This window comes from Pararcticibacter amylolyticus (genome assembly GCF_003130405.1).
Classification (GTDB): Bacteria; Bacteroidota; Bacteroidia; order Sphingobacteriales; family Sphingobacteriaceae; genus Arcticibacter; species Arcticibacter amylolyticus.
In genome coordinates this window covers 231,666-245,427 of sequence record NZ_QEAS01000003.1, presented here as the reverse complement: position 1 = coordinate 245,427, position 13,762 = coordinate 231,666, and the positions used below count along the sequence as shown (strand labels likewise).

The following is a 13,762-nucleotide window of genomic DNA, read 5'->3' as shown; positions in this document are numbered from 1 at the left end:
CGGGTAGCCTGTAATAATGAAGAAGCCGCATCCTTTTCAGGTGCGGCTTTTTATTATTAACTCAATTATTGTTTTCAGCTTATGAGACTTTTCTGTCTTTTCCAAGCGAAAGCAAAAAAGAGCGGTATGCATTGTTGGCGGAAAGCCATGCTTCTTTAGCCTGGTCGAATTTATCCATATCCGCTTTTGATACGACGCCTTCCTGACGTACTAGTGCCTGCCCGGCATCCAGATAAAGCAAGTGTTTTGCCTGGGCGTTTTTTTCAAGGTTGTCTAAGATTTCTCGGGTGCTCATTTTGTTTTTACTTATTATATAGGATACAAATTTATAAAAGAAATGTTCTCAGTTATTACCCAAATTTATTCCCGGTTTTGCATCCCATATTTTGAAGGTTTTGCTAACGTTCGTTATGCCAGATACATACGGTGCTTGTTAATTGAGGATTCACAACATCGTGTGTGCCATCTTCCTGTGTCGGTTTGAGAATATGGCAAAATCCTGACGCGGGAAATCTTCAGAACCCCTAATTCTAGCTTATCCGGCCTTGTGTTCGGAGAAATATGCAGAAGGAACTTTGCAGATCCGGAAAGCCTGAATAAGCGCGTTACTTTAATGTAGAAACAGGTGTAATAAAAAAGCCCTGCTACAATGGGTGTAGTCATGGCAACTCCATGTTTATCCGCTTGTAAACATCTTCCGCCGTGCCTGAGAAAGGGCCGGAGTTTTCGATTTTTAATGTGGCCATGGCGGCGGCGAAATTACCGGCAGCCTGCAATCCGGTCCCCTTTGCTTTTTGGTAGAGATACCCTGCCATATACGTATCTCCGCAACCTGTTGCATCTACAATTCTGCTGGGCTGATAAGCTGGTATGTCATAAAAAACTTCGTCTGCATAGATTAGGGAACCCTGGCTTCCCAGTGTGATAATCACCTCTTTTACGCCCATTGCGGCAAGTGACCGGGCTGCTTTATGCGGGTCATTATATCCCGTTAACACTTCCATCTCGGATTCATTGGCTTTCAGAATATCAAGTCCGTTGAGCGCTGCTTCTTTATCTTGCCAGTCGACGGCAAATACATTTTGATCCCGGACTTCCCTTAAATACCCCTGAACGTCGAGAGAGACAATTCCTTTTCCTGAAAGGAATTTTATTACGTCGAGCGGGATGTCACCGGCAAGAAGCGGGCCCAGGTGAAAGATCCTGGCGTCGATTCCTTCTACGTGACTGACGCTGAAGGGATCGGCCTTTTGTGTGACGCGTTGGGTGCGGTTATCCTGGTTCTCTTCGTACCTGTTTTCAAAGCAAACAGTGTGTGTGCTTTTGATGACTTCTACCTCGATCCCTTTATTTCTTAGTTCAGCTGCGATATGCTTTTCCTCGTCTGCGATCGCTGTAACCAGCACAAAACTGATATCAAGATTTGCCTGCGCATTTGAAAAATAGAAAGATGTACCCCCTGGCATGTCCACAACGGAGCCCGGGGTAATTACTTTATCCAGGGTAATATGTCCTATACAGCAAACGTCTATCATTGTTACGAAAACTAGAGTCAGAAAGAAGGCTAAGGTAGCAATTAAGTGAAAAAACCATTTGATATCCGGATAGTTTATACATAACACATCTATGCCGTGAAGAAAAATAAACAACAGGAACAGAAGGAAGCATTGAACACCATTAAAGAGGCCGCAGAAAATGCGGAGCTCGTGACTAAAGGGAATGTGAATGCGATTCTGGCCAGGGCGCCGGAGTCAGAGTTTCCTGAAGAGATCAAGCCGATGCTGGCAACGCTCACCGATGAACCTTTTGACGATCCTGAATGGGTTTATGAGGTTAAATGGGATGGATACCGGGCTTTAGCCCTGCTGAAAGATGGAGACTGTGAAATTATATCCAGGAATAAGAAGTCATTTAACGAGCGGTTTTATCCTCTTTATCACGCGATCAGGAAGTGGAAAATGAACGCGGTGTTCGACGGGGAGATTATGGTGCTGAATGAACAGGGTGTTTCTGTTTTTTCGTCATTGCAGAATTGGAGGAGCGAAGCTGACGGAGAGCTTGTTTATTATGTTTTTGATATTCTCTGGTATGAAGGCAAAAACCTGATGGACCTGCCTTTGAGCGACCGGCAGATCCTGCTGAAGAACCTGTTTCCAAAAGATGACGACCGGATCAGGTTGAGCCAGGTTTTTAAGGCAAATGGAACGGATTTTTTCAGTGCAGCGCAACGGATGGGACTTGAGGGGATCATGGCGAAGAAAGTTACCAGCACTTATATTACGGATTTCCGGACTAAAGAATGGCTTAAGATAAAGGTTAACAAAAGGCAGGAGGTGGTAATAGGAGGATTCACGAGGAATGAAGGTTCATCAAAGTTATTCAGTTCTCTTTTACTGGGAGTATACGAGAACGGGGCTTTTCAATATGTGGGAAAGGTGGGGACGGGTTTTTCAGCCAAACTACAGAAAGAGATGATGGAACAGTTTCGTCCATTAATCTCAGGTAAGAGCCCTTTTAAAACTGTCCCTGATTACAATAAGCCTTCGAGATTTCGACCGAATCCGCCTAAAGCGAATGCGACCTGGCTAAAGCCTGAACTGGTATGCGAGGTGAGTTTTGCAGAGGTTACTGAAGACGGTGTTTTCAGGCATCCTTCATTTGAAGGTATGGGTACGGATAAAAATGCAAAAGAGGTGGTTAGAGAGCAGGCGGAGCATACGGCCGGACTTGTGCACGGAGAGACCCGAATGGAGGGGCAGGAACTCGTGGCGGCTCCGCGGGACACCACGAGAAAGACGTTGCTGAACCCCAGGGATGAAAGTCAGGTGCGGAAGATATGCGGGCATTCCTTAAAATTCAGTAATTTAAGTAAAGTATACTGGCCGGAAGAAGGGATTACGAAGCGGGATATGTTTAATTATTATTACCAGATCGGTGAGTTTATCATGCCCTATCTGAAAGACCGCCCTCAATCGCTCAACCGCTTTCCCAACGGGATCACTAAGCCGGGTTTTTATCAGAAGAATGTAAAAGACAAGGCTCCTGAGTGGGCGGAAACTTTTCCTTATGTAACGAGCGATGGGGAGCATAAAGAATTCCTGGTTCCTAAGGACGATGCAAGTCTTCTATGGATGGCTTCTTTAGGGTGCATTGAGATGAACCCCTGGTTTTCCAGGACTCAATCACCGGATCATCCGGATTATTGCATTATCGATCTTGATCCGGATAAGAATACGTTTGAGCAGGTTGTCGAAGCAGCACAGGTTGTGAGACAGGTTCTGGATGCCATTGACGTGCCGTGTTTCTGTAAAACCTCAGGATCTACCGGAATCCATATTTATATTCCGATGGGAGCGAAGTATACTTATGATCAGTCCCAAATGTTTGCCCGCTTGCTCGTCAATATCGTGCATTCGCAAATCCCTGCTTTTACCAGCATTGAAAGGCAGATTAAAAACCGAAAGGGAAAAATGTACCTCGACTTTTTGCAGAACAGACCCGGAGCTACCATTGCCTGTCCTTATTCGCTGCGGCCGAAGCCAGGCGCGACGGTTTCTATGCCGCTCCACTGGGACGAGGTGAAAGCGGGATTGAAAATGAAGGATTTCCATATCTTTAATGCTATTGAGCGGGTAAGAGCGGAAGGAGATTTGTTTGCCGGCGTCCTGGAGACTGGCATTGATCTGGAAAAGGCAGTAAAAAGGGCGAAAGAAGTGTTCGGTTAAGAAATAAACAAAAAAAGAGCCGGGTAATCCCGGCCCTACATCTACCTATGAAAAATCGTCCTTTGGGAGGACGTATGATTATACGACCAGTGAGAATAATAAGTTACGGAAAATTGATATTATTTTAAAAGAAAAAGAGCCGGGTAAACCCGGCCCTACATCTACCTATGAAAAACTCGTCCTTTGGGAGGACATGTGATTATACGACTATTGTAATTGAGATGTTACGAAAATTTTAAATTCTTTTTAAAAAAAAAGAGCCGGGTAAACCCGGCCCTACATCTACCTATGAAAAACATGTCCTTTGGGAGGACATTAGTGTATACGTTGACTGTCAGGGAAATGTTGCACCTGAATTGAAAAAAATAAAAATAACTTTTATGAACTACAAAGATCTTTCTGTTACAAATAATGAACAGGAACAGCGTTATGAATTCATCGTTGACAACCAGATTTCTTTTATTGATTATGAAAAGAAGGGAGATAAGATATTCCTGACCCATACGGAAGTTCCGGAGGAACTGGAAGGGAAAGGCGTAGCCTCTGCCATGGTTGAAAAAACGTTCATGGAGATTGAAGGCCAGGGATTGAAAGTGGTGCCCTATTGCTCTTATGTGAGAGTTTTTCTGAAGAGGCACCCCGAATGGAACAGATTGATTGTCGCTGCGGATTAGTTATAAGAAAGAAAGGGCATGGAAATATATTTATGTCAGCGTTCTAACTGGGGGAACCACTTGAAACGCTGACATTATTTACGGGAAATTAATGCATTTCGTCGGCACTGGGGCCATAGGTGGCAGGGACTGGAATATTCAGAAGCCGGAAATACACACCCAGCTGTGCCCTGTGATGTATTGTTTGACTAAGTGACATACGCACGGTTTCTCCCTTTGTTGTTTTTAAGAGAATATTATCTCCATCGCGTAATATCCAGTCTTCATCAAATTTGTCTTCAGGAGTTGATTCCAGAGACTTTTTGCCGTTTTCCAGAGATCTGTTATGAAGTTCCAGGAGATCGCCGGTGTTACTTACCAGGGCAGGCTGATAAGGTGTGACGGCAAAATCCAGCCCATCTGATGTAAGGGCCATGGTTATCCAGGACGGTAATTCCGCAACATGGCCTGCCAGTTGCTTTAGAGTCATGCTCTTTTGATGCGGCTGCCAGTCTAACTTATCGTTAGGTACCCTTTGAAGCATTTTGTGGGTGATGGAACTTTCTGCGTCCAGTTCCTTTAACAACATCTGAATGATCTTTGACATGGTGTTTTTGTTTGGTTTGTCCTGCAAAGAAAATACAGCAGATTGACACCCTTATGTCAGCAGTCTATCTCGTCTGAGCTAAAGTTTTCTTTTTGCCTTTTCCCACACTGCGCTCTGTTGTTTCCGAAAGTACCGGAAGATACCGGCCGCTACTGCATAATTCATTACGCAGAAATAATAGGGTATGAAGAGAACTTTAACCCGAAGTTGTTTTTTCTCCAGTATCATGCCTGCAAAGGCGAGCGTGTAAAACGCAGTCTGGAAGGATAGCAGGACAATGTATAATAAATCGGGTGAAAGAAGGGTGATCAGGATGTTGAGGAGAAAGACCAGCACGAGCAGGAAGGGAGTGATCGTCCACCGCAAGACCCGGTGGCTTATATACTGAAAGCTGAGGATGCCGTATTTGAAAATATTCAAAAGGTGCTTCAGCCATAAAATAGACTGTATGCCCCCTGCCGCAATTCTTATTTTTCGCTTCAGTTCTTCTGAGACATTTTCCGATGCCGTTTCGAGTGCGTAAGCGTCAGGTTCGTAAACAATGCGATATCCCTTCAAGGCAATCAGCATGGAGATCATGAAATCGTCCAGGATTGCATTCGGGCTGACAGGCGAGTAAAGATGCCGTCTGACGCTGAACAGTTCGCCGGCCGCTCCAACTACGGAATATAACTCTGAATCCCACTTTTTCAGGGCAGACTCGTATTTCCAGTAGAAACCTTCGCCAGCTGCGCTGGCGTCGGCCTGATCACCGGATATAATTCTTTTTTCTCCGGCAACGGCGCCTACGGTTGGATCCGAATAGTGCCTGCAAATCGTGGTGAGGGCTTCCCTGTTTAAAAACGTATTTGCATCTGTAAAAACGATCACTTGGGTTTCTACGTTTGCTACGGCGCGGTGTACTGCTGCGATCTTTCCATTTCGGGACGTCTCATGGAGTAATTTTATCCGGGGATATTCCTTTATAATATCCGGAGTTCTGTCGGTCGAACCGTCGGTTACAAACACAATGTCGAGCTTGTCTTCCGGATAATTAAGTTCCAGCGTGTTTCCGATCTTTTGCCGGATAAAATCTTCCTCGTTGTATGCCGCTATTACAAGTGTACAGGATGGAAGTAAATTCTGCAGAACCTCCGCAGGCCTTCTTTTTCCCTTTACAAGGCGCCGGATCCTAACGAGGATGTATAAAATGACGGCATAGCCGACGAATGTGTAGATGATAATAAACAGAGATATCCAGAAAGTGATTTTCATGTTATTTTGTTGAGTGGATAACCTGTATCCTGGCTGTTTTTACTGTGGGTGAGGTTCCACCAGATTGCTTTAAAGAGATAGATAGTGAGCACCGGCCTTTTCCTGGCAAGGTATGTCAGAATGTTTCGGGGTACTACCAGGAGTGAAAAATGCAGGGAAAACAAGATCTTTGAAAAGAACGGTGCGTTTCTTCTGATAAAGAGTATGCGGTTCCTGTTCATAAAATATTCTTTAAGGGGGCTCGTTTTACCTACTGATACCGACTCTTTGTGATAAATGAGTGCAGCCGGATCTACCCACACTCCGAATCCTGCTCTTTTGATACGTTCGCACCAGTCTATCTCTTCGTAATAAAGGAAGAAGTTCTCTGACATGAGTCCGGCTTTGTCCAGTGCTTCGCGCCTGACCATCATTGCTGCGCCATGAATGTAACCGGTAGGGCCGGTGGTATGGTCGTACTGCCCGCTGTCTTTCTCGAACTCACCTATACACTTATTCCTGCACGTGCTGTAATTCATTGGGGTAAATCCCGCATACTGTATCATATCCGGCTGATGGAAGAACCGTATTTTGGGTGAAATAATTCCAACTCCGGGATTGGCGTCCAATGTGCTTACCAACTGTTCGACGAGACCCGGAGTGAACTCCGTGTCATTATTTACCAGGAAGAGATATTCTCCCTTTGCCGCCTGTATCGCAAGATTGTTGCCCCCGGCAAAGCCAAGGTTTTGTTCGGAGTGAATAAACGTTATATTTGGATACTTAGCATTCCATAGGTTAATGGGGGAATTTTTGCTGCCATTATCGGTCACGATCACTTCCATGCGCCTGAAATAGCTGTCGCTAATCACCGAGTCCAATAAGGCTTCTGTGACAGAAGGCTGATTGAAATTGACCGTTATGACAGATACTTTTCTCATTTAGCTGACATGAAATGCGTTTGAATATACAATATATAATCAGGCTTTGAAAAAAAGAAAAAGCATAGAAGAAGAGGTGTCTAAGTTCCAGGAGCTTAATGATAAAGCAATTTCGCTGGAGAAGAAACTTGATGAACTGATTTCTATGCTGGAAGAAAGCGATCTTGACAGCAACACGGTTTCGCGGTTGCAGGATAAGCTAAACCAGGCTTTTGACAGCAACCGTCTCACTGACACAGAGCTTGAGGAGTTTAAAAGGCTGGATAATCAAAATGTTTCGAGACTTGAAATGGCCGATGACCTCGAAGTCTTATTAACACGGTATAAGCTGGACAGCAATAATACACGCAGTTATGCCGGGACAGAGAAATGGGCGTATATATCTCAGTTCATCATCGCTGTTATTCTCGTTGCTTTGGGTTTTGCGATGATCATCATGCCGGCACCTCCTTATTTTGAAATGTTTACCGTTTTTTATTTTACCCCGGATGACGGTGTGACTTTAATGGACTTGATCTCTTTATTGATTATATTTACCGGAGTTTATTTGTTATTCACATCCATTACTAAATTAAACAGGCGGTAGCGACATGCCCGATAGCCATAAAAAGATACTGCTAGTAGATGATGACCGAATCATTATCACGCTGATCTGCAAAATTTTATTTAGAAAGGGGTTTCAATGCCTCAAAGCGGACTCAGTTGACATGGCTCTTAAGATCCTGGAGAAAGAAAAGCCTGACATCATCCTGTCTGATTATAGTATGCCGGAGAAAGATGGGTTTGAGTTTCGCCAGATCCTGATGGCAGATAAACGCTTGAAAGATATTCCATTCCTGTTCTTTACCTCTTTTTCGGACACCGAGCTGATGAAGAAAGGCCTGGATATGCAGGCTATTGATTACATTGATAAGAATACGCCGATTCCGCTGGTTGTGTCTAAAATTGTAAATATACTGGACACGATCAGGAAACAGCATGAGCAATCAATATATGAGCTTGGAGCAGCTGCCCGGGCATTGAACCTCCGTTCTGTTCCGGAATCAACTCCGGAAAACGAACTGTTCAAGCTGGATTTTCTCTATCACACTTACCAGAACTATCCCGGCGGGGATTTTATTGATTTTCCGGTTACAGAGGACGGGTACACATTTATTATCCTTGGAGATGTAATGGGTAAGAAATGGGGGGCCTGGTTCTTTTCGTTCAATTACCTGAGTTATATCCGCTCTGCGATCCGCCTGTGTGTGTCTGAAGGGGATATTTCAACGGCCAGTATTGTTCACAAGATCAATCGGGTTGTAAATATGGATCCGGTGTTAAAGGATGTATTGTCAACGCTTTCATTATTAATGATAGAACCCAAAAGCGGCAATATCCACTATACCGGGGCAGGAGACCTTCCTCTTATTCTTTACAAGCGGGATTTGGGAACGGTGACGGAGATCCGGTCGTCGGGGCTGATGCTAGGAATTATGCCCGATGGCTTGTATGACGAGCAGATCCTGGACCTCTCCCCGGGTGACCAGTTGATTATTGTATCTGACGGTATGATCGACTACAGGGAAGACGGAGGGACAGTAACAGACTATAAAGGCTTTGTCGGGGGGATTTTACCATTGATGGGCCGGATGGATACCTTCGAATTGATCAGGAAAAAGACTTTTGGAGAAGGTGAACAATCGGAAATAAGCCTGGATGATCAAAGCCTCCTGTTTTTAGAAAGAAAATCCTTATCAGAAAATGCTTTGTTATGATTGAAATATATAAACACGAAAATTATTGTGTTCTGAAAATTGGTAAGAGTGAAGCTAATCTTGAACTGGCTGATTCATTAAAGAACGCTGTCTCTGCTACCATCGAGAAGGGACATATATTTATAATTGTCGACTTCAAGCAGGTTGACTATGTTGACAGTACTTTTCTGGCTGCCCTGGTATCGGCGCTTAAAGAAGCAATGAAACACAAGGGTGACATAGCGGTAGCACGCTTAAATAAACATATTGAGCATTTGTTCAGATTGGTGAGAATGGATAAAGTGTTAATGATCTTTCCTGATCTGCCTGAGTCGTTTACAGGTAGTTTCGGCAGAAACAGCGGAGGCCAATCATAAGTGTGGTGACGAATAAATATCTCTTTGACAACCGGATCCAATCCTTAACAGTTTTACTTGATGAAATTATTCAGTCAATCCGGAATTACTATCATCCCCATATTCAGGAGGATATAATAAGCTGTTGTAAACATGCTCTTATTGAGTTGCTTACAAATGGCATCAAGCATTCTGCGTGCGAAAACAGCACTATAGAAATTATTTTTAGCCTTACAGATATTGTCATAAGGAAATCAGATTCAGGTGCTCCTTTTTTACCCGGAGAAATAGAATCGTGGCCCCTGGCTCCTGAACGGACAGGTGACAGGATTTTAATTTGCCAGGACGATTTTAACTCGGTATATGCGACTGTAAAATCGCCAGTTTCCCTGTTTTTCGATGTAGAGGAGCGTCCTATCGATGTAATTGACCCTTCTTCGGCGATGCTTGACCATTATGGCTTTTTAATTCTGTCAAAAGTATCGGCAACCTTTACATTTGATTACAACCTTGAAAGTAAATTGAATGTTTTTACAGCTCAGATAGAGTTAAAAAACTGAAAGCGTTGCTTTTATTGTTAGAAAATTTTTGCTATATTAGTTTTTATAGAAAAGGGTTTTTTAATAATCGTGTATTGATGATCTTATATCGTTAATACACATCTGAGTTTTAGAACAATGCATTTTGGTAAAATTGTAAAAGGAGTGGCTCACGCGCAGGGGTATTCAGCGGAAGATCTGGCGGTATTGCTTGAGTGTACGGGCAGGGAAGTATTGGAGCTTTACGAAGAGGAAGAATGGACGTCGGGTAATATAAAAGCAGCATCAGTTGCGCTGGAATATAATTTCGGGAAGCATCTTGATTATAATTTACCATTCAACTTTGCAGAAGAGTCTTCAGAATCAAAGCCTGAAGAATATCTGATCACCGTAAGATATACAAAGGGAAAAGAGCATTTGCTTAAATTCTGGCTTCACAAAATGACTCTCGTTGCCAGGGCAATAGGACTGGAACTGAACAGATAAGGAAACCGGGGCAAACATTCTGCTTTCATTATTGCTTTATTGGACAACACCAATTGATGTATTGAAAGATGAAGGGTTGGAATGGTCAATCTCGCAATATTCTACATCACCAAACGGGCTGTGATATAAAGTCTTTAATGAATATCACAGTCACGATGTGACAAACATCATATTTACTTTATCATTAATAGCCTATTATTGCGGCGTAATAAATTACTGTTAATGAAATATAAAATTGGTGTTTCCCTGTTGTTGCTGTCATTGTTTACAGGGATTATTCAAGCATCGGAAAAGCTTTCTTCAGACACTACCATTATGAATTACTCTGCGTTTAAGAGGAGTGTGGCAATCAACGGGTTGATGCAAACCCGGTATGTTTACTCGCTGACGGATAATGTGAATATAAATGGTGTGCATTTCGATGACGATAACACCAGCATCTCGCACAACACCAACAGCTTCCTCATGAGGAGAGTAAGGGTTAACACGAGGGCGACTATCAATGATCATTTTGATGCAGCTGTTCTTATCAATCTCGCTGAGTTTTCCGGAAATACTACGAACCGGGTTTTAGAGAATGCATTCATCAGGTATCATAAAAGTAAGTCTTTTAATATAATGGCCGGCCAGTTCCGGCCTTTCTTCGGGCCTGAGGACATGCTCCCTGCAGATATTATTAAATCACTCGATTATTCGAATCAGTATAACTTGTTTAGTAACAGCGGATGGCAAAGTTTCCAGATTGGCGTTGCTGTTTATGGGGATCTGAATACGGACGGTAAACTTCCTTTTCACTATTATGCAGGTGCTTATAACGGAAATAACCGCAACCAGCCCCTTGATAATGATGACAGAAAGAACTACTACGGACGTCTGGAAGCTGATCTTGCAAAGAACGTGAGAATCGGAATTAACGCAGCACAGGGAAGCTGGACAGATCAGAAAGGACATGCGTGGGGAGGCGATATTTCAGCGATTATGCCGCTTGCCAAGTGTTTTAAGTTTGAATTGATAAGCGAATATAAAGAGGGTACCAACTTTGCTGAATTTGCCGCTGCTCCGGCAGCTGAAAAACGCGCTGTCGGCGATTATTACAACCGGGGATTCTATGTGTTCCCTAATTTCAGATACGAATGCAATATGCCCAGACTTCGTTCTATTGAGTTTTCTTCAAGGTATGAATATCTCCAGGAAAATTACAAAGTGAATGATAATCTGAGGCAGACTGTTACGCCGATGGTAAGCTTTGAATTTGCCGACGATTATTATGCACGGATTGAAGTTGGCTGTATGATCGATATGTTTAAGCATGACATTGCTAATACGGCTCAATATTCTCACAACACGGGAGTTGTGCAGTTACAGGTAAGGTTTTAATTAGTTGTTGGCTATTGGGAGATGGTGTTTCGTTATAGACTCAGAATAAAAAGGGGGCTTCAGCTTAACTGAGCCCCCTTTTACTTTGTTTTGGGCTGACTGCTAATAGTCTATAGCCAAAAGCCCGCTTATATCATTTGCACACTGCGTTTAACAAACTCGGTGAGGTCAGAGCCTGTAAGCATTCCCTGTGAAAGGAGTGCCAGGTCGAAGGCTTGCTTTGCCAGTTTGCTCTTTTCTTCTTCGTCTTCAGTGTTGACAATCCGGCTTATCAGCGGGTGGTTACCGTTTACAGCTACCTTGTAGTTGTCGGGAAGAGAACCATAGAAACCCATGCCTCCGCCCATTTGAGCCATGTCTTTCATCCGGCGCATAAACTCGTCCATGGTAACATGAACCGGGAGTTCATCCGGACTAAGGCTTTCAACTTCGACTTTCATGTTTGGCTTGCTGATGGCTTTCTCAAATAATCCTTTTACCTGGGTGGTTTGTTCTTCTGTTAAAACATGGGCCGGATTATCTTCTTTGACAATCAGTTTGTCGACAACATCAGAATCCACACGTTTGAGAGAGGTTTTCTCAAGCTTTTGTTCGAGGTGACTGATGAAATGACTATCAATCGGAGAGTTTAACAGGAGAACATCATAGCCTTTATTATTGGCCGACTGGATGAATGCATCCTGCTTTGCAGCGTCATTGCTGTACAGATATACTACCTGGTCGTTTTTATCTGTTTGAAGCGACTTTACTTTTTCCTGGTATTCATTAAAGGTATATAGTTCATTTTTGGTGTTGACCAGAAGGGCATAGTCCTTTGCTTTTTCATAGAACTTGTCTTCGCTGATCATTCCGTATTTTACAAAGATTCCGATATCCTGCCATTTCTGCTCAAATTCTTTCCTGTCTTTCTTAAAGAGCTCGGATAGCTTATCTGCCACTTTTTTAGTGATATAGCTATTGATCTTTTTAACGTTGCTGTCGGCCTGAAGAAAACTTCTGGATACATTGAGCGGTATGTCGGGAGAATCGATCACACCGTGGAGCAGCATCAGGAATTCAGGTACAATGTCTTTTACCTCATCTGTAATGAACACCTGACGGGAAAATAGTTTGATCTTATTTCGCTGAAGATCAAAATCGTTCTTCACTTTCGGGAAGTACAGTACTCCGGTTAAGTTGAAGGGATAATCAACATTCAGGTGGATCCAGAATAATGGATCTTCGGAGAAAGGATATAGCTCTTTATAGAAAGCGAGATAATCTTCATCTTTCAGATCTGCAGGAGCTTTTGTCCATATCGGGGAGGTATTGTTTATAATGTTGTCTGTCTCTACCGATTTGTACTTAGGCTTTCCTTCTTCGTCTTCTCCATCCGGCTCTGACTCTGTTTTTGTTCCAAACTTAATAGGCACCGGAAGGAAACGACAATATTTGTCGAGAATTTCCTGCAATTTATATTTGCTCAGGAATTCTTCCGATTCGCTGTTGATATAGAGGGTGATGTCTGTTCCTCGTTCTGTCCTTGATCCTTCGGTTATTTCAAATTCTGTACTGCCGTCGCAAATCCATCTTGCTGGTTCTGCTCCGTCCTGGTACGAGAGGGTTTGAATCTCCACTTTGTCGGCAACCATGAAGGCTGAATAAAAGCCTAAACCAAATTTTCCGATCAGTTCATTTGCGTCTTTTGCTTCCTTAAATTTTTCGACAAATTCAGTAGCCCCCGAAAACGCAATCTGGTTGATATACTTCTTTATCTCTTCTGCTGTCATACCAATTCCACGGTCGGAAATGGTGATGGTCTTTGCTTCTTCATTAAAAGCAATTTCAACTCTCAGGTCACCCAGTTCGCCTTCGTACTGCCCGAGGGAAGAAAGGCGTTTAATCTTTTGGGTGGCGTCGACTGCATTAGACACAAGTTCTCTCAGGAATATCTCATTGTCTGAGTATAAAAACTTCTTAATGATGGGGAAAATGTTTTCGGTATGAATCGAAATAGTTCCTTTTTCTTGCATAATATTTTGAAATTTTTGCTTTCTTTTTTGCTGCTTGTATCAAGGGCTGTTCCAAAAGGGGAGGGATTGACATTTTGACAGAAATGCTTTGTTTGAG

14 protein-coding genes are annotated in these 13,762 nt (G+C 43.1%); 8 read left to right on the top strand and 6 right to left on the bottom strand.

Annotated features, from left to right (window positions below; translation table 11 throughout):
• Positions 1-79 precede the first annotated feature (79 nt).
• Together DDR33_RS05435 and DDR33_RS05430 are read right to left on the bottom strand one after the other, a co-directional pair.
• Positions 80-295 (bottom strand): hypothetical protein, encoded by a 216-nt coding sequence (locus DDR33_RS05435; protein ID WP_109414746.1) that lies wholly within the window; start codon positions 293-295, stop codon positions 80-82.
• A gap of 364 nt (positions 296-659) precedes the next feature.
• Entirely contained in the window at positions 660-1,535 is an 876-nt protein-coding gene (locus tag DDR33_RS05430; RefSeq protein WP_109414745.1) for a PfkB family carbohydrate kinase, read from the bottom strand.
• A gap of 96 nt (positions 1,536-1,631) precedes the next feature.
• On the opposite strand from DDR33_RS05430, the gene ligD reads away from it, so the two are divergent.
• Together ligD and DDR33_RS05420 are read left to right on the top strand one after the other, a co-directional pair.
• Positions 1,632-3,725: a DNA ligase D gene (gene ligD / locus DDR33_RS05425; RefSeq protein WP_238387679.1), complete on the top strand. Its 2,094-nt coding sequence runs from the start codon at positions 1,632-1,634 to the stop codon at positions 3,723-3,725.
• 380 nt (positions 3,726-4,105) lie between these two features.
• Positions 4,106-4,399, top strand: coding sequence for a GNAT family N-acetyltransferase (locus DDR33_RS05420; RefSeq protein WP_109414744.1), 294 nt, complete (start codon positions 4,106-4,108; stop codon positions 4,397-4,399).
• An 88-nt stretch (positions 4,400-4,487) separates the two neighbouring features.
• Here the strand turns inward: DDR33_RS05420 and DDR33_RS05415 are convergent, their stop codons facing one another.
• The 3 genes from DDR33_RS05415 to DDR33_RS05405 form a co-directional block, all read right to left on the bottom strand.
• Entirely contained in the window at positions 4,488-4,985 is a 498-nt protein-coding gene (locus DDR33_RS05415; RefSeq protein WP_109414743.1) for a DinB family protein, read from the bottom strand.
• A 78-nt stretch (positions 4,986-5,063) separates the two neighbouring features.
• Positions 5,064-6,239, bottom strand: a complete 1,176-nt coding sequence (locus DDR33_RS05410) for a glycosyltransferase family 2 protein (protein ID WP_109414742.1) — start codon at positions 6,237-6,239, stop codon at positions 5,064-5,066.
• Positions 6,236-7,159, bottom strand: coding sequence for a glycosyltransferase family 2 protein (locus DDR33_RS05405; RefSeq protein ID WP_109414741.1), 924 nt, complete (start codon positions 7,157-7,159; stop codon positions 6,236-6,238). Before DDR33_RS05405 ends, DDR33_RS05410 begins: the two co-directional genes overlap by 4 nt.
• Before the next feature lie 46 nt (positions 7,160-7,205).
• On the opposite strand from DDR33_RS05405, the gene DDR33_RS05400 reads away from it, so the two are divergent.
• The 6 genes from DDR33_RS05400 (at position 7,206) to DDR33_RS05375 (ending at position 11,653) form a co-directional block, all read left to right on the top strand.
• Positions 7,206-7,745, top strand: coding sequence for a hypothetical protein (locus DDR33_RS05400; protein ID WP_109414740.1), 540 nt, complete (start codon positions 7,206-7,208; stop codon positions 7,743-7,745).
• A gap of 4 nt (positions 7,746-7,749) precedes the next feature.
• Positions 7,750-8,916, top strand: coding sequence for a fused response regulator/phosphatase (locus DDR33_RS05395; protein ID WP_109414739.1), 1,167 nt, complete (start codon positions 7,750-7,752; stop codon positions 8,914-8,916).
• Positions 8,913-9,272, top strand: coding sequence for an STAS domain-containing protein (locus DDR33_RS05390; RefSeq protein ID WP_109414738.1), 360 nt, complete (start codon positions 8,913-8,915; stop codon positions 9,270-9,272). Before DDR33_RS05395 ends, DDR33_RS05390 begins: the two co-directional genes overlap by 4 nt.
• 2 nt (positions 9,273-9,274) lie before the next feature.
• Positions 9,275-9,811: a sensor histidine kinase gene (locus tag DDR33_RS05385; protein ID WP_109414737.1), complete on the top strand. Its 537-nt coding sequence runs from the start codon at positions 9,275-9,277 to the stop codon at positions 9,809-9,811.
• 117 nt (positions 9,812-9,928) lie between these two features.
• Positions 9,929-10,276, top strand: a complete 348-nt coding sequence (locus DDR33_RS05380; RefSeq protein ID WP_109414736.1) for a hypothetical protein — start codon at positions 9,929-9,931, stop codon at positions 10,274-10,276.
• A gap of 222 nt (positions 10,277-10,498) precedes the next feature.
• On the top strand, positions 10,499-11,653 hold the full coding sequence (locus DDR33_RS05375) for a porin (protein WP_109414735.1): 1,155 nt from the start codon (positions 10,499-10,501) through the stop codon (positions 11,651-11,653).
• A 128-nt stretch (positions 11,654-11,781) separates the two neighbouring features.
• Here the strand turns inward: DDR33_RS05375 and htpG are convergent, their stop codons facing one another.
• Positions 11,782-13,665 (bottom strand): molecular chaperone HtpG, encoded by a 1,884-nt coding sequence (gene htpG, locus DDR33_RS05370; RefSeq protein ID WP_109414734.1) that lies wholly within the window; start codon positions 13,663-13,665, stop codon positions 11,782-11,784.
• Between the last annotated feature and the right edge of the window lie 97 nt (positions 13,666-13,762).